General features: G+C 57.9%; 18 protein-coding genes and 2 pseudogenes. 7 read left to right on the top strand and 13 right to left on the bottom strand.

All coding sequences use genetic code 11. The features are described from left to right. Window positions 1-12 precede the first annotated feature (12 nt). From PMI34_RS03540 to PMI34_RS03585, 11 genes are all read right to left on the bottom strand, one after another. Window positions 13-1332 carry an NAD(P)/FAD-dependent oxidoreductase gene (locus tag PMI34_RS03540; RefSeq protein WP_008053395.1) on the bottom strand — a complete coding sequence of 440 codons (1320 nt, stop codon included), beginning with the start codon at window positions 1330-1332 and terminating at the stop codon, window positions 13-15. 99 nt (window positions 1333-1431) lie between these two features. Beyond that, window positions 1432-2154 (bottom strand): GntR family transcriptional regulator, encoded by a 723-nt coding sequence (locus PMI34_RS03545; protein ID WP_008053394.1) that lies wholly within the window; start codon window positions 2152-2154, stop codon window positions 1432-1434. A gap of 291 nt (window positions 2155-2445) precedes the next feature. Next, window positions 2446-3429, bottom strand: coding sequence for a GlxA family transcriptional regulator (locus tag PMI34_RS03550; RefSeq protein WP_008053393.1), 984 nt, complete (start codon window positions 3427-3429; stop codon window positions 2446-2448). Between the two features lie 112 nt (window positions 3430-3541). After that, window positions 3542-4540 carry a 4-hydroxyproline epimerase gene (locus PMI34_RS03555; protein WP_008053391.1) on the bottom strand — a complete coding sequence of 333 codons (999 nt, stop codon included), beginning with the start codon at window positions 4538-4540 and terminating at the stop codon, window positions 3542-3544. Window positions 4541-4552: 12 nt separating this feature from the next. Next, a complete protein-coding gene (locus PMI34_RS03560; RefSeq protein ID WP_008053390.1) occupies window positions 4553-5404 on the bottom strand; it encodes an ABC transporter permease in 852 nt (283 codons plus the stop codon). Continuing rightward, on the bottom strand, window positions 5401-6249 hold the full coding sequence (locus PMI34_RS03565) for an ABC transporter permease (protein WP_008053389.1): 849 nt from the start codon (window positions 6247-6249) through the stop codon (window positions 5401-5403). The genes PMI34_RS03560 and PMI34_RS03565 overlap by 4 nt, the downstream gene beginning before the upstream one ends. Next, a complete protein-coding gene (locus tag PMI34_RS03570; protein WP_008053388.1) occupies window positions 6246-7364 on the bottom strand; it encodes a quaternary amine ABC transporter ATP-binding protein in 1119 nt (372 codons plus the stop codon). Before PMI34_RS03570 ends, PMI34_RS03565 begins: the two co-directional genes overlap by 4 nt. A gap of 78 nt (window positions 7365-7442) precedes the next feature. Further along, complete coding sequence (locus PMI34_RS03575) at window positions 7443-8291, bottom strand: glycine betaine ABC transporter substrate-binding protein (protein WP_008053387.1); 849 nt, start codon at window positions 8289-8291, stop codon at window positions 7443-7445. Window positions 8292-8485: 194 nt separating this feature from the next. After that, window positions 8486-9172, bottom strand: coding sequence for a GntR family transcriptional regulator (locus PMI34_RS03580; RefSeq protein ID WP_008053386.1), 687 nt, complete (start codon window positions 9170-9172; stop codon window positions 8486-8488). A 426-nt stretch (window positions 9173-9598) separates the two neighbouring features. After that, window positions 9599-9760: a DUF2986 domain-containing protein gene (locus tag PMI34_RS28460; protein ID WP_008053384.1), complete on the bottom strand. Its 162-nt coding sequence runs from the start codon at window positions 9758-9760 to the stop codon at window positions 9599-9601. A 57-nt stretch (window positions 9761-9817) separates the two neighbouring features. Further along, entirely contained in the window at window positions 9818-10384 is a 567-nt protein-coding gene (locus PMI34_RS03585) for a nucleotidyltransferase family protein (RefSeq protein ID WP_032829893.1), read from the bottom strand. A gap of 228 nt (window positions 10385-10612) precedes the next feature. Between PMI34_RS03585 and PMI34_RS03590 the strand changes: the two genes are divergently transcribed. The 5 genes and pseudogenes from PMI34_RS03590 (at window position 10613) to PMI34_RS03605 (ending at window position 15475) form a co-directional block, all read left to right on the top strand. Then, entirely contained in the window at window positions 10613-11950 is a 1338-nt protein-coding gene (locus PMI34_RS03590; RefSeq protein ID WP_008053381.1) for an MFS transporter, read from the top strand. Between the two features lie 113 nt (window positions 11951-12063). Then, on the top strand, window positions 12064-12600 hold the full coding sequence (locus tag PMI34_RS03595; RefSeq protein ID WP_008053379.1) for a hypothetical protein: 537 nt from the start codon (window positions 12064-12066) through the stop codon (window positions 12598-12600). Window positions 12601-12815: 215 nt separating this feature from the next. Then, a pseudogene (locus PMI34_RS29815) lies at window positions 12816-13124 on the top strand (PAS domain-containing protein); the annotation flags it as partial. A 282-nt stretch (window positions 13125-13406) separates the two neighbouring features. After that, window positions 13407-14381: pseudogene (locus PMI34_RS29810) on the top strand (methyl-accepting chemotaxis protein); the annotation flags it as partial. Between the two features lie 290 nt (window positions 14382-14671). After that, window positions 14672-15475: a lytic transglycosylase domain-containing protein gene (locus PMI34_RS03605; protein ID WP_008053377.1), complete on the top strand. Its 804-nt coding sequence runs from the start codon at window positions 14672-14674 to the stop codon at window positions 15473-15475. Between the two features lie 27 nt (window positions 15476-15502). Here PMI34_RS03605 and fos read toward each other — a convergent pair whose 3' ends face one another. Further along, window positions 15503-15913, bottom strand: coding sequence for a fosfomycin resistance glutathione transferase (fos, locus tag PMI34_RS03610; RefSeq protein ID WP_008053376.1), 411 nt, complete (start codon window positions 15911-15913; stop codon window positions 15503-15505). Between the two features lie 181 nt (window positions 15914-16094). Then, on the bottom strand, window positions 16095-17108 hold the full coding sequence (locus PMI34_RS03615; protein ID WP_008053375.1) for an FAD:protein FMN transferase: 1014 nt from the start codon (window positions 17106-17108) through the stop codon (window positions 16095-16097). Between the two features lie 353 nt (window positions 17109-17461). On the opposite strand from PMI34_RS03615, the gene rsxC reads away from it, so the two are divergent. Beyond that, entirely contained in the window at window positions 17462-18862 is a 1401-nt protein-coding gene (gene rsxC / locus PMI34_RS03620; RefSeq protein WP_008053374.1) for an electron transport complex subunit RsxC, read from the top strand. After that, on the top strand, window positions 18859-19833 hold the full coding sequence (locus tag PMI34_RS03625; protein ID WP_008053373.1) for an RnfABCDGE type electron transport complex subunit D: 975 nt from the start codon (window positions 18859-18861) through the stop codon (window positions 19831-19833). Before rsxC ends, PMI34_RS03625 begins: the two co-directional genes overlap by 4 nt. Window positions 19834-20096: the final 263 nt, after the last annotated feature.

Here is a 20096-nt window from a genome sequence, read left to right as displayed (position 1 = left end):
AGTGTTGCGCAATCAGCTTTCTTTCCCTGCCCGGCACTGTCCCCACAGCAAGTTCATATTCACGCCTGCTGAAAGTAAGGGTTCCGGTGGGTTTCTATTAGGCCCTGGGGACGACAATAGAAAATCGATAAGCGGGTCCTTCTTGCCTGCCAGCCAGTCCGCCAACAAGGTTCCTGTCACCGTGCCACGGGTTACACCCAGTCCATTGCAGCAGAGTGCACCGTAGACGTTGTTGGCCAGTTGCCCGAAGTGCGCCATGTGGTTGCGCGACAATGCCAGCGAACCGCCCCAGGTGTACTCGAAATTGACATCGGGGAGCATGGGGAATCTGCGATCGAACGAATCCTTGTGTCGCTGGATAAACCGCTCCAGGTATTTCTGATGGCTGCGTCCGTCGGCATTGAAGCTGAAGCTGTTACGCACCAACAGGCGGTTATCCGTTGTCCGGCGCAATGTGGTGCCGAAAGGGTCGGCAGGAATAACACCCCAATAAGGTCGGCCTCCCAGACGTGCCTGCTCTTCTTCCGTCAGCTGCCGGGTCAGGCTGCCGTAGGTGAAGATCGGCAGCATGCGCCCTTTCAGAAAGCCGAAGCTCATGGCGAACGCGTTATTGGTCAGCAGCAACTTGTCCGCGACAATACGACCGTTCTTATGGGTGAGGATGGTTTTGTCGCCATACTCCACGTCGGTAATCGGCGTGTTTTCATAAAGCGTCACGTTGGCCGGCAGACTGTCGGCCAGGCCTTTGACCAAGGCGGCCGGTTGGATGAGTGCCGTCCCCGGGGTGAACAACGCCTTGCGATAGAAAGGCGTGCCGATGTGATCCGGCAAGTCTTTCTCTTCGATCACTTCGTAATCTTGACCGAGCTTGTCCAGGCCACGGCGATAAGCATCCAGAACCGCGATACCCCGGTCTTCAATGGCAGCCTGGTACTTCCCACACAAGCGGAACTGACAGTCGATCCGGTGTTTTTCCACGAGACTCTTCAGAATGTGTTGCCCTGTCAGGTTCAACGCCATGCTGATTTTTGCCGTCTTGATATCGCCGATATAGTCATCGGCACCGATATCGTGTGGCAGGTCGATGGCGAAACCGGCATTTCTGCCGGAGGCCCCGTAACCAACCTCCTGGGCTTCGATCAAAACAATCTCGTCATCCGGAAAGTTCAGCGCCAATTGGCGGGCCGCCGCAAGCCCGGTAAACCCGGCACCCAGCACGACCCAGCGGGCCGAGCGGATGCCGGAGTGTGACGGACGGGCCACTCTCGGCAGGCTTAGGTGGAACCAGCCGCATGTAGAGTCATCTGCAGGTGTGTATCTGATTTTTGCCATTTTTCGCGACCTGGGCTCTTTTATATTTGTAATGACTAAAAGCGTCCCTTCTGCACGTTCTCATCACACGGTTCATGCAAGTGGCATCGGTACTGCTTTTTAGTAGGTAAGTGCTACATCCAGCCCTTCCGGCGCGGCGTACTCGGACATTCGGCGGCGCGACAATTCCAGATGCGCTCGCACGATGTCGCCCGCCAAAACCTGATCATGGTTTTCAATGGCACTGATCATGTCGTCATGTTGTTGTGCTGCGACCTCCAGGTCTGCTTGCATATCCACTGTCGTGGGATGGCGATAGAAGATCTTCCCCAGCCGCGCATGGTCAATCAGCAAGCGTTGCAGGCTTGGCATCAAGTAAGCGTTGTGCGCCATCTTGCCGATCTGCAAATGGAACTCGTCGTTATAGAGCACGCGCTTCTCTACATCTTTCTCTTCGATGGCTGTGCGGAAGAACGCCTGGATGCGTTTGAGCTCTGCAATCTCCGATGGCGTTGCATGGGCAGCCGCCAATTGGGTGGTGGCGATGTAAATCAACGGTGCCGCCAGGAAAAAGCTTCTGAGCGACTGGTAGCTCATCGACGACACGCGGGCGGCACGGTTCGCTTCAAGATCGATGTATCCCTCGGCCGCCATCTGCCGCATCAGCTCGCGCACAGGTGGTCGGGACAGGCCGAACTCGTCGCACAAGGCCAGTTCGTCAACGACTGCGCCAGGTGCCAGCTCCATGCTCAGGATCCGGCGACGCAACGCCTCTCCCAGCACAGCTTTACGGTCAACGGGCAGATCCGCGGTGGCCTGCAGATCGAGTTCTTTGGTAGCCATTTATTAGAAACCTTTGTACGGGTGAGTGAGCGCTGTCTACTACCTGTATTCTCACTATAAAACAACATTATTCTTTGTGTCTACAATTAAAATACACATTCAAAACAGCCTTCATACCGAGGCGATGGATGGTTTGGGAGACGCGGATATGGGGTGGCGTCGGAGCGCCGGATTTTGGCGAAAACAGGCGTCAGGGCCGCTTCGCTTGCGAAATCAGGAGGGTGATCGTCGTGACACGGCCCAGGTATATCCCTGAGCGTGTTCGCCTCACGAATGGCGGTTGCTGCTTCTTTACTTGACCAGTCGGACTTCCTTCGAGGGGCGATAGCCAAAGTAGGAGCTGTAGCACTTGCTGAAATGGCTGGGTGAAACAAAGCCGCAGGCAACCAGCACATCGACTTGCGAGAGCTCGGTATGCTGCAGGAGCCGACGCGCTTCGGTGATGCGCAACTCCAGGTAATAGCGCTGCGGCGTAGTGCCCAACTGCTCCCTGAACAGGCGTTCGAGTTGGCGGCGTGAACGGCCGGCGTAGGCCGCCAGTTGCTCCAGTTCCAGGGGTTCTTCGAGGTTCGCATCCATCAGCTTGACCACTTCCCGTAGCGGTGCACTCAAACAGATGTTTTCTGTCGGCTTGATGCGCCGGTAGCGCGACTCTTCAAAAGCGAGAATATCCTCGATGCCTTCGACCAGTGCTTTGTCGTGCAGCCCTTTGATCCAGTCCAGCGCCATGTGGAAGGCCCCGGAGGGACTGGAGGCTGTGAGCCGGTCTCGGTCAATCACATAGGGCTCACTGCTGACCTGTGTCGCCTTGCAGAACTCGGCCAGTGCGGGGCGATGCTCGGGGTGAATGGCGCACCGGTAGCCAGTAAGCAATCCGGCGCGCCCCAGGAACCATGCGCCATTCCACAATCCGGCGAGCGTGATGCCCAGGCCCGCGGCGGTCTTCAGTAACTGTATGAACTCATCGCCAGCCCTGAGCTCTGTCCGGTAACCGCCACAAATGACCAGAAGGTCCAGGTCTTGAAGTACCGAACAATCGATACGGGCATCTGGCCGGATGACCAGCCCCAAGTCACTGACGACCTCCCCGTCGTTCAAGCCGAACGTCTGGGACGAGAACAGCTTGGGACGCAGTAGATTGGCGGTGACAATCGTATCCAGCGCCTGGGTGAACGCGGGTAGCGAGAAGTGCTCAAGCAACAGGAATCCCGCTCGAACCATTTGCGTCGGCTGGTTGGGGTTGTCATTCACATAGCGAAGATTCTTCCCCTTCATGCCTCCGCTAAACTGCCGTCTTTCGATCAATCTTCAATCCACTCTTTTACGTTCGAGAATGCGTCATTGGTAGCGTTGAGAAGCCCCTCATCCTGACATCACTCCTGCCTGGTTACGCAAGCTGGAAGCCATGACGAAGCGGATCCTTGTCATCGACAAAAATGGTGTTGTGCCCGGTGATTTGCGCCCAGCCACCGATACTCGGCCTGATTGCGTCAAACGCTCCCACTTTCACCGATGCTTCGACTTTTCCTTCGAAGATCGTACCGATCAGGCTTTCGTTGCGGTATATCTGCCCGACCTTCAACCGACCTTTGCCAAACAGTTGCGCCATTCGTGCCGAAGTACCTGTGCCGCCGGGCGAGCGATCAATCGCCTTGTCACCGTAGAATACTGCACCGCGCCCGTCTGCTGCCGTCGAGTGTTCCTCGTCACACCAGATGACATGGTGAACGCCGCTGATCCTGCTGTTCTCTGGATGCACGGGATCACTGACTTCAGCCAAGGCGGTGCGCAGCTTTTGACTCAGACTGACGATGTCTGCGGTGGTCAATTCATTCAAACCCGGCCAGTTTTCCTGCGGCTCGACCACCGCGTAAAAATTACCGCCGTAGGCAATGTCTACGACAAGCTCGCCAACGCCAGGCACATCCACCACCACATCGGCACTGTGCAGATAACTGGCCACGTTGAACAGGCGGATCGAGTCAACATATTCACCGTTCATGGTGTAGTCGACATCCACGCGGCCTGCCGGTGTCTCGATGGCCAGCCGACCTTGTTCGCGAAGTGTGACCAGGCCTTCCTCAATGACAACCGTGGACAACCCGATGGTGCCTGCCCCACACATGGGCAGGCACCCGCTGACCTCGATAAACAAGGCACCGAAGTCGCAATCCTCGCGGGAAGACGGATAGATGATCACGCCGGACATGATGTCGTGACCACGTGGCTCAAACATCAATGCCGTGCGCACCCAGTCATGATCTCGAACGAAGATTTCACGTCGCTCCGCCATCGACACGGATGGCAGCAATGGCCCGCCACCCGTGACGACGCGAACCGGGTTCCCGCACGCATGGGAATCGACACAAAAAAAGCTACGTCTCATTCTGAAAATCTCTCACACGAGCTTGCGCGGGGAGTGGCGCTGCAACGCGCCACGAGACAGCCGATCCAGAAGGAGTGCGACAGCGACAATCGCCAGGCCGGCACGCAGGCCCAACCCCATCTCCATCCTTGTAAGGCCTCGGGTGACTTCAGCACCAAGACCTCCCGCCCCCACCAGACCTGCCAACACCACCATTGCCAGAGACAAGAGAATGCATTGGTTCAGTCCCACCAATAGCGTCGGCGCGGCAGTCGGCAATTCGATCTTGAACAGGATCGACCTCGGCGAAGCACCAATGGCCTGGCCCAGCTCAAGGAATTCCTTGGGCAGTTGCTTGAAGGCAAGGGTCGTCAATCTGAGCATCGGTGGAATGCCGTAGACGATGGTCGCAATGATCGCGGGCACCCGTCCCAGGCTGAACAGCATCACGGCCGGGATCAGGTAAACCCAAGGCGGTACGGTTTGCATGATGTTGAGGATCGGCAAGAATGCCTCGTCGACCCGTTTCACCCGTGCCGCCAGTACACCAAGCGGAAAGGCTATGGATACCGAAATCAGCACCGCAACCGAGACCAGGGCAATGGTCTGCATGGACGCGACCCATAGCCCGGAGAACAGACAGAATGCCAACATCAACCCGGCAAACAGGGCCACTTTTTTGTTGGCGAAAAAGAATGCCAACACCACTACCCCACCGATCAGGGCATAGGGATGCGGCGCAAGCAATGCACCCTCAACCCCGCCCAGTACCGCTTCGATCACCTGACTGATGACTTTGAACAGCCCGTGCAAATTGGCGTTGAGCCAATCCACTGCGGGTGCGAGGAATGCGCCTGGTGAAAAATGGATTTCTGCAACAGTCATTTCGATTCTCCCATCCGGGAACGCGCGGCACTCTGCGCCAATCGATCCAGAATCATGGTCAGGATCACGATGGCAATGGCGGCATTGATCGACTTGGCGATGTCCAGCGTGCGAACAGCGCCATAGATCGATTCACCCAGGCCGCCGGAACCGACGATGCCGGCGATGACCACCATGCCGAAGGCCATCATCAGACTTTGATTGACCCCGGCCATGATGCTTGGCATGGCAAACGGCAGGCGGATCTTGAAAAACATCTGCCACCCGGTGACACCGCTGGCGTCCCCCAGCTCGATGAATTCTTTTGGCGTCATGCGAATCCCCAGGGAGGTCAGGCGCATGGCGGGTGGCACAGCCACGATAAAAGTCGCCAACAGTGCCGTGGCAGTGCCATAGCCCAGTAACGCAATGGCCGGCAGCAAGTAGATGTAGGGCGGCATGGTCTGGATCAGATCCAGGAACGGATCCACCACCCGATCAAACGAAGGCGCCAGCCCCGCCAGTACGCCCAGTGGAATCGCGACCACCAGGGCAAGCACGGTAGCGGTAAGCACCAGGGCAAGGGTACTGACTGTCTCTGGCCATAGGCCAATGACATCGCAAAACAACAAGGCCAGTCCGGTAAAGATCGCGAAACGCACCCCCACTGCGCGCCAGCCGATCAGGGCAATGACAATCGCAATGACATAGTAAGGTGGGTAGGCAATGCACCACTGCACGCCTTCGTAAACGCCCTTCAAAAACCCATTGGTCGTGTCGAACACGGACTCTCCATTGTCCATCAGCCATTCAAGGCTCGAGTCGACGACCGAATCGAATTGGTTGGAAAAGTCAGGCGTGCTCATGTCGACGCCTCCAGTGCAGTGGCGGCCTTCGATACCGCGAACTCGTTGGGAATGCCCTGGACGCCACGCAGCAAATCCCGCGGGGTAATGATCCCCACCACCACTGCGTTATCGACCACAGCGAGTGCGTCGCGCTCGGACTTCATCGTCAGGCCGATAAGCTCGTTGATATCCGCATCGACCGTGGTTTTGGTGAGCCTGGCGATGTCGCAGCCGGGGTTCGCTACCTTGAACGGCTCGACGGGCGTCATGACAGAGCCTGCCCTGACCAAATGCAATCTGGAGATTCCGGCGACAAACTCCGCGACGTAATCGTCCGCCGGGTTGAGCACGATCTCCTCGGCCGTACCCACCTGAATGATCGCGCCGTCCTTCATGATCGCGATCCGGTCACCGATACGAATCGCTTCGTCCAGGTCGTGGGTAATGAATACAGCAGACTTGCCCAGTTCCTTGGTCAGTTGCCGGAACTCATCCTGTAACTGCCGGCGAATCAACGGGTCGAGTGCACTGAAAGGCTCATCCATCAGGATCACTTCCGGGTCTGCGGTGATCGCCCGGGCCAGCCCTACCCGTTGTTGCATGCCCCCAGACAGTTCACTGGGGTAGCGTGACGTCCAGTCGCTCAAACCTACTTTGGCCAAGGCCTGCTCGGCGACCTTGTAGCGCTCGGCCTTACCCACGCCTTGCACTTCCAGGCCAAACGCCGTGTTCTCCAGGACCGTACGGTTAGGCAGCAACGCAACGCTCTGAAAAACCATGCCGATATGACGTGCCCTCACCTCACGCAGTTGTGCGGCACTCAACGACGAGAGCTCTTTACCCTTGACGACGATCTTTCCGGCGCTGGGTGTGATGAGTTTGTTCAACAGCCTTATCAGGGTAGATTTGCCACTGCCTGACAATCCCATGATGCAGAAGATCTCTCCCCGGCGAACCTGGAGACTGACATCCGAGACCCCGACCACGCAGCCGTAGTTTTGCAGGATCTGAGTCTTGGTGAGCCCCTGCTGAACGACGGCATTCATCGCAGCAGGTGCGGCTTTCCCGAAGATTTTCCAGACTGACTGGCAATCTATCAGCACTTCGTTGGTATCAATGTTGGGCGTTGTCATTTTTCGTACCCGTCGAACCAGTTTTTCTGGTTTTTCTAATGAATCAAAGGGCGGCAGCGGCGTTTAAAAAGGTGCTGTTTACTTCTTTATGTTTTCCCAGCGCTTCAACAGATCAGCGTGCCCATCGGTCCAGCCCTGAATGGCTTGCTCCATGGTCTTGCCGTCCTTCACTTCACCGTTGATTGCAGTGATATCTGAAATCGGCACGTATACGCTGGCCATTACTTCACGTGCACGTGGGTATTCCTTTGAAAAGTCTTTATGGCCAATCCAGTAGTAACCTTGTGGTGGTGGGAAAACGCCTTTTGGATCCTTGAGGAACTTCAGGTCGAACTTCTGCGCCATCCATGATGGCTCCCACACAGTGACGGCAACCCACTCTTTACGATCGACTGCCGATTTCAATGCGGCTGTCATGGCAGCGGTACTGCCTTCGAGCAGTTGCAACTTGATTCCGTAGTCCTTGACCGCCTTGCTCGCGTCATTCATCAAGCCCGAACCTGGTTCGATGCCGATGATCTTGTTGCCAAACTTCTCGGCGTTGTCATTGAGTTGTTCAATTGAGTCGATGTCGACGTATTTAGGTACGGCGATCGCCTGGTAAAGGCCATAGGAAACCGGAGAGAGTTTTTCCAGGCGGTTCTTGTTTTTGTTCCAGTAGTCATTCGCCGCGTAGTCGGTTTGTGAGGCAAGTACCTGGATATCACCTTTGGTCAGAGCGGCATAAGCGATACCCCACTCGGAAAACTCGATGACTTTTACGCTATAACCGGAATCCTCAAGTACCTTTTTGGTAATACCGGTAATGGGTGTCAAGTCTTCCCAGGTCAACGTGCCCATGGTGATTGTTTTTTCTTCCGCGTGACCAGGCAGCATTACCATGCCCATCATCGCGACCGCGCAGACTGCCTTCCAAATATTCTTCATGGCGTTTCTCGACCTACGTTAATACTTTTTATATTAGTCTCTAAACAATAGAGGCCCGTGGTGCACAGCTATAAGCTCACCCTCTGTTTCAGTTGTTGTTGCCTATCAATTCGTAACCGGATTGATATTCAATGCCTTAGTTTCTGCGGCATCAACTTGTATCGATCCTCAAGCCAATCAAGCGAGGAGCGGTATTATTTAAATGGAGATGGCAGGTCTGCTTTCATTCCATGGGGGGCGATAAACATTTCCATGTTCTCGCGGGAGAGCTCCCAATGCTCAAAGACCAGGTCAACTACAGCGTTTTCGTCACGACGCTCAATGGCTTCAATAAAAGAATCATGATGCTCTGCGGAAAGCTGTAGTCGTTGTTCCATGTCCTCATCACGAGGGCGAAAAAATGTATGGCCAATCCGCGCGTGATCAATCAGCAATCTTTCGAGGCTGGGTTCAAGGTACTGATTACCTGACATTTCACCCATGATTGCGTGGAAGCGATTGTTTTCCACCACCATCATCAGGGCGTCGCGGGACACCGTCGCAGCACGGAAACGGCGTTGCGTTTCTTTCAGGTCAACCAGCTGCTGAGCCTTGAAATTCTGAACGGCCAGGCGACCTATCGCGGCGTACACCATGGGAGCCACCAGGAAAAAGTTTCGCAGTGTCGAGTGGTTCATGGGTATCACCCTGGCACCGCGGTTCTCCCTGATATCGATGTACCCCTCACCGGCAAGACGTCGAAACACTTCCCGTACCGGGGTTCTCGAAAGCCCGTACCGCTCGCTGATGGCAACCTCATCCAGCGCCTCGTCCGGATCCAGTTCCATCGTGAGGATCTGACGCTTGAGGTCGTCATAAAGAGTGCTCTTGCCGTTTTTCACAATGACCTCCCGAGGCAGTCAAATCAGCGGTTACGGCTTGTTGTTGAATTCAGATTCGCACGGGTTTCGGGTGTCGTCAATGCTTTGTATTTTTTATGTATACACAGAAAATACTGTAAAAACACACATAGGAAGTAGATTATTTCCTTAAAAATCAAATAGATAAAATTTAAAACCGAAATCATTGGGTCGTTAACAGAAATGTAACCTGTCGCAAATTGAACGGCCCTTCGGCCTCGGGATCGGGCACCTGGCCGGGTCGGATGTCCGACGGCGCCGTTTTCAAGACCGCAAACGACATGCTGCCGCCAGGAAAAAAAGGGCAATATTCGAGAAATGTAGGGAGGGGGATCTGGCCATTCAAAGCCGCGAAGCGGCTTCGACTTGAAGGATGGGGTCGACCACGTCTACGCGGTCCGACCTGAATCAGCTCTCAGAGGCGATGGTCGACTCGTCACTGGTTTGTGCAGCCAGCTTCAATCGGTCCGCTTTACAAATGTATTTAGGCTTGCTCTTCGGTGCCAGTTTGGCACTGGCTTTTTTGGCCTTAGCCTTGAACAGCTGCTTTAGTTTCTTTTGACGGTTCATGTTGTTCTACTCAGCCAGTAATTCTTGAATGATACCAGCTAAATTTACTGGCCCGATTCAACGTTGCTGTTCCACGATCCTGAGCCAGGGCCAACGAGCCTGATAACTTTTCGCCTTCTGATCGAACAACTCTGGCTTGGGGTTTTTTGGATTGATTCGAAGTAGCCCGTGCTCTGTGTCGCTCAGGCCGTTGGGCGCATAGACCTCGCCAGTTTCGATATCCAGGCCAATGCAGGTGCCGGCAACCAGGTAGCGGTCAATCCCGTCTTTAGCCGACTGAAGCCTTGGATAATCCCCGCCAAAGCGCTGGCCGTACCACAGGTGGACGCGGGCCTGATTCTTGATCTCAATGTTCACGTCGAGGTCCTGGAACAGACGCAGACCTGACTGGATGACCTCATTCTCCGCTTCCCACGACAGGTCATCATCGAAATAAAAGACGTCGTAATCCTTCACGCCCCACCCTGGCGGTCGCTGTGCCTGATGATTCCAGACGGCCTGGAACAGGCAGCCGGCCGTGAGCAGGCATTGGTTCACACCGAACTCAGGCAAGCGAGTGGAAATTTCCGCGTTTAGCGGATTGGCCATTGCGATCCTGACCAGGCTTTCGGCAGTCAATGTCATCTTCATCCCTTCTGATTGATCTGATCCCTGCGACCGACAATACCCTCGACGCTTTTCAAATTTGCAAAAAAATTGCCCTTTTCTCTCCCTCGGCCAATCTGGCGCGAATCATGCCTGACTCAACGGCATGAAGTCGGTACTGACTATGTGGATGACACTTTTGAAGTGAGCCACCTCAGTGCCTGCCCCGATAATCGATAGCTTACTGACGAACTGTCGAGGTCAAGCATGACGAGCGCAACTATGGAACAAGTCAGCCCACAGACGCTGAGAAGAGTGATTGTGGCCGCAGGGATCGGCAATTTCGTCGAGTGGTTCGACTTTGCCGTGTACGGTTTTCTGGCCACGACCATCGCCCAGCAATTCTTCCCCAGCGGCGATGCCAGTGCCGCGCTGCTCAAGACCTTTGCGGTATTCGCCGTGGCCTTTGCGTTTCGGCCCCTTGGCGGGATTTTCTTCGGCATGCTGGGCGACAGGATCGGTCGCAAGCGCACCCTCGCGATGACCATCCTGCTGATGGCCGGTGCCACGACCTTGATCGGTCTGCTGCCCACTTATGCGGCGATCGGGGTCATGGCGCCGATCCTACTGTCCCTGATCCGCTGCGCCCAGGGCTTTTCCGCCGGCGGAGAATACGCAGGTGCCTGTGCCTACCTGATGGAGCATGCACCGAGTGATAAACGCGCCTGGTACGGCAGCTTCATTCCGGTGTCGACATTTTCCGCCTTCGCCGCAGCCGCCGTGGTGGCCTACGCGCTCGAGGCGTCATTGTCCGCCGAAGCCATGGGGAGCTGGGGCTGGCGCCTGCCGTTCCTGATTGCCGCGCCCCTGGGCCTGGTGGGGCTTTACTTGCGCTGGAAGCTCGATGAGACACCGGCATTCCAGGCAGTGACTCAGGAACATGCTGTCGCACACTCCCCACTCAAGGAAACCTTGCGCAACCATGGTGCGGCGATCTGTTGCCTGGGCGCTTTTGTGTCACTCACCGCACTTTCGTTTTATATGTTCACCACCTACTTCGCGACCTACCTGCAAGTGGCCGGTGGCCTGAGTCGCGCAGCAGCCTTGCTGGTGTCACTGATTGCATTGCTGTTTGCCGCGGCGATCTGCCCGCTGGCCGGGTTGTATTCGGATCGGGTCGGGCGCCGAGTCACGGTGATGACCGCTTGCGCGCTGTTGATGGTGGTCGTGTATCCATCGTTCCTGATGGCCAGTTCCGGGTCGTTCGCAGCGTCCATCGTCGGCGTCATGCTCCTGGCGGTTGGCGCGGTGTTGTGTGGCGTAGTCACCGCGGCCTTGCTCTCGGAAACCTTCCCGACCCGTACTCGGTACACCGCGTCGGCTATCACCTACAACATGGCGTACACCCTGTTCGGCGGCACCGCGCCGCTGGTGGCGACGTGGCTGATCAGCACCACAGGCAGCAACCTGTCGCCGGCGTTCTACCTGATTGCGATTGCATTGCTCGCATTGGCGGGCGGCCTGGCATTACCGGAGACTTCAACGATTTCCCTGCATGACATTGCGGCGCAGGAGAAACCCGAGGGCGTGGGCGCATCCGCCTGACAACACGAAACGAGCCGGCAGGCGTCATGTAAGCGGGGTTTCCCTCAGAGGCCGTTGACTGGCCGTCAGAACCCTGCACAATTGCCGGCTTTTTTCGCGACAGGACGTCACTCATGCAACGGATTGTAATTCTAGGCAATTGCGGTAGCGGCAAATCCACCCTCGCCCGCGCCCTCGGCAAGCGTCTGGGCCTGCCCGTGGTGCATCTCGACACCTTGTTCTGGGAGCCCGGCTGGATCGAACCCGACGCGGAGCAGTTCCGCGCGCGGGTCAGCGCAGCGATCGCCGCGGATGCCTGGATTTGTGAAGGCAACTATGCCCGGCGCACCTTTGACCTTCGCCTGCCCCGGGCCGACCTGGTCATCTGGCTCGATACGCCGCGACTGACCTGCTTCGCCCGAGTGATCCTGCGCAGCATCAGCAAGCGCCCTCGCCCTGACCTCGCGGCCGGTTGCCCAGAGAAGCTCGACCGGGCGTTCCTGACCTTTCTGAACTTTGTATGGTATTTCGATCAAGGTTACCGCCCGGGTATCGAGGCGGTGCGCCTGGCCACAGGCCCGCAAATTCCTGTGGTGCATCTATGCAACAGCAAGCAGATTGCCGCCTTTGTCCATGGCTTGCCCGCAATGCCACGCACCTGCCCTGTATAGAGGGCGAATGATTTCACATTGATATCGCTGGTTTGTCATGAAATGAAAAGAAATTGTCGTCGAATGAAGGGTCGATAGCCTCCCCCGTCCATAAATTCCTCTTCAGGCCCGCGCGTTGAATCCCCCGATCTGACGCCTGGCCCGGCCGGCGCAATGCCTGGGCGCATTTCCGATTTATATGCTCAACATAATAATAATCCGAGGGGTCGCATTGTATGCGTGTGAATTTACCCGTAACCGAGCATGAAAGAGTTTTCCCCACCGAACAGCGATTGATATCCACGACCGATCTGGATAGCCGCATCACCTACTGCAATGACGCCTTTGTTGCCATCAGCGGTTTCACCTACGACGAACTGGTTGGTCAGACCCATAACCTGGTTCGACACCCCGACATGCCACCCGGGGTATTCATGCATATGTGGCACACCATCAAGCAAGGCAAACCCTGGATGGGTATTGTGAAAAACCGCTCGAAGAATGGTGACTTCTATTGGGTCAGTGCCTACGTCACGCCCATCTATGAAAACGGACGCATGAGTGGTTATGAGTCGGTCCGCTCGGTGCCCAGCCGTGACCAGGTTCGTCGGGCGTCAGTACTCTACTCCAGGATGCGGGCCGGCAAGCCGATCGTTTCGCTGAGCGCGCGGATTTTCCGGCCACTGCAACAGGGGTGGCCATTATTGATGGCTGGCGGGGTTTCACTGCTGGGTAGTCAGTGGCTACCGACAACGGCGGCACAAGGGGTCCTGGTCGCGAGCCTGGGGGTTGCCTGGTACCTGATCGAATCCCGAAATCGCAGGGCCATCGAGCGCACCCTGGCCGAGCATCCTAAAGCCTTTTCCGATCCGCTGGTCGCGCTCACCTATAGCGATAACCACGGCCCCCAGGGGCAACTGGACATGGCCATGGTCAGTGAGGAAGCGCGCTTGCAGACTGCCCTGAGCCGGCTCGTCGATGCCGGGGTCAATGTCAAGGCCAAGGCGGCGCAGTCATCCGAACTCTCGGGCTCCCAGGCGCAGTCGCTCGATCGCCAGCGCAGTGAAACCGATCAGTCTGCCGCCGCCATTTCACAGATGGCCGCCACCATTCAGGAAGTCACGCAAAACGTCATCAGCACCGCACATGCCGCCTCGGAAGCTGACCAGTTGACCCGTGACGGCAGTGAACTGGCCCGACAAAGCCTGAGCGCCATGAAAACCATGCACGAGGCAGTCAACGAGATTGGCCAGGCGGTCAATGCACTGGCGAGCGAAACGCAATCGATCGGCAGTGTCGTGGATGTCATCACCTCCATTGCCGAACAGACCAACCTGCTGGCGCTCAACGCGGCCATCGAGGCGGCCCGGGCCGGCGAGCAAGGACGCGGTTTTGCCGTGGTTGCCGACGAGGTGCGTTCCCTTGCCCAACGCACCCGCACCTCCACCGAACAGATCCACGGCATCATCGCTTCACTGTATGTCGGTGCCGATCGTGCCGTATCAACGGCCAATCGTGGCGAGCAGATTTCCCGCGAAAGCATGCAAAGTGTCGAGGCGGTGCAGTCGGCTTTGGTCGGCATCAGCCAGGCCGTCACCCGGATTACCGGCATGAGCCAGCAGATGGCCTCGGCGTCTGAAGAGCAAAGTCACGTGGCTGAAGATATCAATCAACAGATCACGCGAATTGCCCAACTGTGCGATCACAGCGCCGGGCAGGCCAAGCAAGGCGCGGCGATCAGCCAGGATCTTGAAGTCATGGCCGATTACCTGCACAGCCTGGCCGAACGTTTCAGCCGATAGCCATTGGCGCCTGTTGACCATTTTGCATCCGGGCAACAGGCAGCCATCGGCCCAGAGGTTCGGACTTGCGCCCGGCCCTGGCAAGCCGGGACGACGCGTCGTGCGAGCAATCAGGTCTGCGCCTCGCCTGGGAACGCCGGCAGCCCGTACGTCAATGCAAGTTCCAAGGCCGGTTACAAGGGGTATAACTATCAGAACAAAAGGCGGGTCACCCGGAATAGGCCCTCCAAAGGCAGCGCCCGGGCCAGGCGCCCCAAGCCTGATCGGCGCCTGCGGCGCGGAGCGATGTGATGAGTTCCAGTGCATGGCGATGGGCTCGCAAGAGCCTTCTTGGCTGCATCGAGCTGACCTTGCTGGTCGCTCCACTGTGCGCCAGCGCCATGTACAAGTGCCAAGCCAGGGACGGTGCCATCAGCTACAGCAGCCAGGCCATCGCCAGCGCCCGCTGCACTCGCCTCAATGGCATGGCGGGCGCAGGTGTCGGCGCCAAGGCAATGGCCCTGCCCCGGCTTGTACGGGACGACAGCCCAGGCGCGGTGCGGGTTCGGGTGTTCACCTTCATCCACAGGGGGGTTCGTCAATATGTGAGCCGGCGCCCCGTCGGGATTTCCGCACGGGTCGATGTCCTTGAGCTCTATTACATCAAGGGCTGTTATCTGTGCAGGGCGCCGAAGGATTTCAAGGTCACCTCACTGCGCCTGGACACCCAATCCTATCGGCGGGAGATCGAAGCCGCTTCGGGTCATTATGGTGTCGACCGGGCGCTGGTCCGCGCAGTGATACATGCCGAATCGGCGTTTCACCCCAACGCCATTTCCGAAGCCGGCGCCCAGGGGCTGATGCAGTTGATGCCCGCCACCGCCGAGCGCTTCGCCGTGGACAATCCGTTCGACGCACGACAGAACATTCGTGGCGGCGTGCGCTACCTGGCCTGGCTGCTCAAGCGCTTCAACGGCAACCAGGTGTTGGCGTTGGCAGGTTACAACGCCGGCGAAGCGTCCGTGGTCGAGTACAACGGGGTGCCTCCCTACGCCGAGACGCAATCCTACGTCACCCTCGTGCAGTCCTTGACCGAACGCTATCGCAACCATTGATCAATGCTGCGCAGAGGACAAAAACGGTCAGTCAAAGAACTCCATACCTGCATACGGCTGGCGCCGGCATTGCTCGAGCCTTGAAGCCAGGCTGCCTACATGCACTTCCAGGCGATGCCCATCGGGATCCGAAAAATAAAACGAGTTACCTTCGCTCGAATTGGATTTCCATTCAATAACGTTACGAAGCCGCAAGTAGGCGGTGACTTCTTCAAAATCATCCTGCCCCACCGAAAACGCATAGTGGGTGTAATCAGGCTGTTTTTCCGCCGCACGGCTCTCATCGAATGACAGACAAAGCCAGAGATCACCGAGGGAAAGATAAGCCCCCGTCTCCCAGCGGGCAGCCAATCTAAAGCCGGGTAGAGCCACATAAAACTCGATACTGCGAGAGAGGTTCACAACCGCCAACGTAAAATGGTTCAAGCCAGTCAACATGAGCATCTATCCAGAACCAGTCCAATAGAACGGATGAGGATATCAATATCGACTTTTTCAACACAATCGGCCAGAAGCGGACAGTCGCATTGATTCGCCTCCAGCGATGGACAGCACCACGACACCATCCTGTGCGCTGCGCATTAGCGCTTGGTCGACCGGTAGGCGAGGCTTCCTTCAACTACTGCTTCGTCTTGCCCTGCACGGGAAACAATGACTCGAATCGCGGCGTCGCCCGGGCAACGAAACCCTGCCCCTGGCGCATGATGAAATAGGCCGCGAGGTCATGTCGCTCGGCGAAGGCATAGCCTTCCTCCGGGCCGAGCACCATCAACAGCGTAGACAAGCCATCGGCATGCAGCCCCGAGGGGTCGACCACCGTCACTGCCGCCAGCGCGTGCTTGACCGGCCTGCCGACACGTGGATCGAAGGTGTGCGAATAGCGCTGGCCACCTTCCTCGAAATAGTTGCGATAATCGCCGGAGGTGGAAACGCTGTAGCCATCCAGTGCAATGGCGCGCTCCACTTGCTGCTCGCTTGCGCCGCTCGGCACCTCCAGGGCGATGCGCCAGGGTGAGCCATCCGGCTTGCGGCCGACCGCCTTGAGTTCGCCGGTGATCTCGACCAGATAGGCCTGGATACCCAGGGCCGAAAGCCTATCGCCGACCCGATCCACCGCATAGCCGGCGACCATGCTGTCGAAATCCAGTTGCGCTGCCACATCCTTGCAAAGCTTTTCGCCATCCAGGCGCAAGTGCTGATGCCCTACCCGTGCCCGCTCCCGTGCCAGCGCGCCAGCATCCGGCAGGTGCTCCCCCCGAGACTGCGGACCGAAGCCCCAGAGGTTCATCAATGGCTGCACCGTCAGGTCGAAAGCTCCGCCACTCTCGCGGAACAGAATCTCACCGTACGCCAGCAAACGATGCATATCTTCCGGCAACGCCTGACAGGCGCCGGCTGGCAGATCGTTGAAGCGAGAAACCACGGAGTCGCCGCGCCAGTTGGAAAACTGCTGGTCGAGCGCCCCGAGTATCGTCTCGACTTCGGCCTTTACTCGCTGCGAGTCGGGCGTCTGCGCGGCGGGTACGTACTGGATCGAATAAGTGCTCCCCATGGTCGGTCCGGAAACGCGCTCGATCCGTTCGCCACAGCCATACAGCAGCGTCAACAGCATCACCAGCAGGCTTACGCGCATCAATCAACACCTCTCAGATCCAGGCCGCGGCGCGCTTTTCTACCCAAACTGCGGGCACCACTGCTTACAAGAGATTAAAGCTGCATTACCGGAAATAGCGCCCGGCACGCCCCGCACGTAGGCGCTACCCGCCCCGATCACGGCCTGACATCGTTCCCACGCTCCCGCGTGGGATGACCTACCGCTCATCAGCAAGGCTGGTCAAAAAGCGAACAAAACCTCCACTCGACACTCTGAGTTGCGGGGTGATCAATTGTCCCCCTCCCTTTTCGCTCAACGTCCTGGAAGCAAAAAAACCATTATGTGCATTAGCGCACAGGGGTGTTTTTTGCCCAAAAATTGGAGGACAGAAAATGTCTGACCATTCGTTGCAGAGCGTCGAGCGCATGCAGAGCCGCGTCCGCGCCCAGCGTCAGCCGCAACAGAAACCCTTCTGGCGCAACCTGCTGGCCATCGCCTCACCCTCACAGCGTAGTTGGCACGGAGGGATCGAGCTCAGGGGCTACAAAGAATTATCCAACGCCACACCGGTTGCCTCGGTCCCGATTGCAAACATACAGCTGGCGATTCCGCTCGAGCGCGGTCGCCGGTCCGTCCAGCCTTGCGTGCAGCCGGGACAGCATGTGCGCAAGGGCGAGGTGATCGGTATTGGCGATGACAACACCCCTTGGGTGCATGCCAGCACCTCCGGCATCGTGGAACGCATTGATCTCGCCTTCGCGGCCGACTCGGCCGGGCCGATCATGGCCGTCATTCTGAACGCAGATGGTCTGGATGAGTGGATCGAACGGCCAGTGCCGGGGCTACCGCAAACGCCCGAGGCGCTGGTCGAACGAGCATTGCAGATGGGCATAGTCGGTCTTGGCGGGGCGGGTTTCCCGACGGCCCTCAAGCTGGCCGGCGCCCGGCAGCCCGATCTTCTGCTGATCAACGGTGCCGAATGCGAGCCCTTCCTTACCTGCGATGACCGTCTCATGCGCGAACGTGCCGAGGCGCTGATCGAGTACGCCGACTATGTCGCCACCCTGATGGGAGTAACACTGACGCGCTTCGGTATCGAAACCAACAAACCTGAGGCGATTGCCGCGTTACGCGCCGCCGCTCGCCAGGCGCGCACCCGGGTCGAGATATGTCCGCTTGCGGCGCGTTACCCGGCAGGAGGGCAGCCGTTGATGATCAAGGCCCTTAGTGGCCGCAATCTGGCGCCCGGGACCCTGCCCGCCGATATCGGCGTACTGGCGCTGAATGTCGCAACGCTCTACGCACTGGGCCGGGCCGTCTTCCACGGCGAACCACTGGTAAGACGCGTGCTGACGCTGACCGGGGACTGCGAGCGCCCCGGGAATGTCCTGGTGCCGGTGGGTTACCCGGTCAGCGCACTGCGCGCAGTTGCTGGCGCGGCCCCCGAAGGCCAGTTGACCCAGGTCGGCGGGCCGATGATGGGACAGCCGCTACCGGACCCCACTGCCGTCATCAGCAAGACCAGTAGTTGCCTGATATTCGGCGCCGAGCGCTACTTGCCGGCACCTCAGCCCGCAGGCAGTTGCATTCGCTGTACGCGCTGCGTGGATGTCTGCCCGATGTCGCTCAGACCGCTGGATCTCTACGCTGCTGCCGAACGCCTTGACAAGGCCAGCCTGCAGGAACTGCGATTGGATGCCTGTATCGAATGCGGCAGCTGCAGCAGCACCTGCCCGAGCAATCTGCCGCTGCGCGAACGCTTCCGCCAGAGCAAGACGGAGCTACGTGCATGAGCCTCATACTCCGTTCTACCGCGCACCGACAACTGCGCACAATAATGCTGCTGGTCAGCCTGTGTCTCCTGCCGGGCACCGCCCTGTACGCCTGGCAATTTGGCATCGTGGTCTGGTTGCAGACCTTCTGGTGCGTACTGCTCGCCCTGGGCTTCGAAGCCGGCCTGCTGCGCCTGCGCGGACGTAATGTTCGCGAAGGTTTGAGCGACCTGAGCTGGCTGGTACTAGGCCTGATACTGGCTCGGGCATTGCCGCTGCTGGTGCCGCTGTGGATGATCGCCCTGGCCAGCTTTGCCGCGCTCGCACTGTGTAAACACGGCAGTGGAGGCCTGGGTCGCAACCGCCTCAACCCCGCCATGGTTGGCCTGGGGATCATCGCTATCTGCTTCTACCAGCAGTTGTACCCTGCGCCTTCGAACTATGCCCCCTGGACTCTCACTCTGGACGCCAAGGCGGTTCTTCTACAACAGTTGCAGCTGGCGCCACGCCTTGACCTCGATGCGTTCGCCGGCGCCACTCAGTTGGCCAAGAACCAGTTCACACTGATCACCCCCAATCTGTCGGGGTACGGCTACATTGCCGGCGGTTTGCTACTGGCAGCCCTGCGGGTGATCCGAATCGAGATTCCGCTGGCGATGCTCGCGAGTACAGCATTGTTGTGCATGGCAGCCGGCCATAGCCTACAGGAAAGCCTGTACAGCCTCAGTCTCGGCGGCTATCTCTTCACTGCCTTCTTCATCGCCACCGATCCGGTCACCAGTCCCGATACACGCGCCGGTCGCATCCTCTTCGGCGCGGCCATTGGCGCGTTGACTGAATTGATTCGCGAATTCGGGCTTTATGCCGATGGTCTCTGCTTCGCCGTGCTAGCCGCCAACCTGCTGGTGCCGCAGATCGACCGGTTGGTGCTGCGTATACAGCGTCCTTGGTACGTACGAACACCTGGTACTGAGAGCGTGCGAAAGGAGTAGTCCGCGCCTCTTCGGCGGGTACCCGCCACACCTTGCGTAGCTAGCACGATGCAGGCATCACCGCCTGTAAGGAAAGTCTTGAAACGTCAGCATAAATCCACGGACATTCTCAAATGGCGAATACCAATACCCGACATTTCTCCCCCGATCAATTGGGGGCGGGTTGCGCCAGAACCTGTTCGGCCAGCTGTTGTTTTTCCAGTACCAGATGGACTTGGGTAATGCAGGCGTTCGCGTTCGCCAGGACTCAGCCGATTGAATTG

Origin of the sequence: Pseudomonas sp. GM74 (assembly GCF_000282455.1) — a bacterium.
In the GTDB taxonomy this organism is placed as follows: domain Bacteria; phylum Pseudomonadota; class Gammaproteobacteria; order Pseudomonadales; family Pseudomonadaceae; genus Aquipseudomonas.
This window is presented reverse-complemented; position numbering and strand designations above follow the sequence as displayed.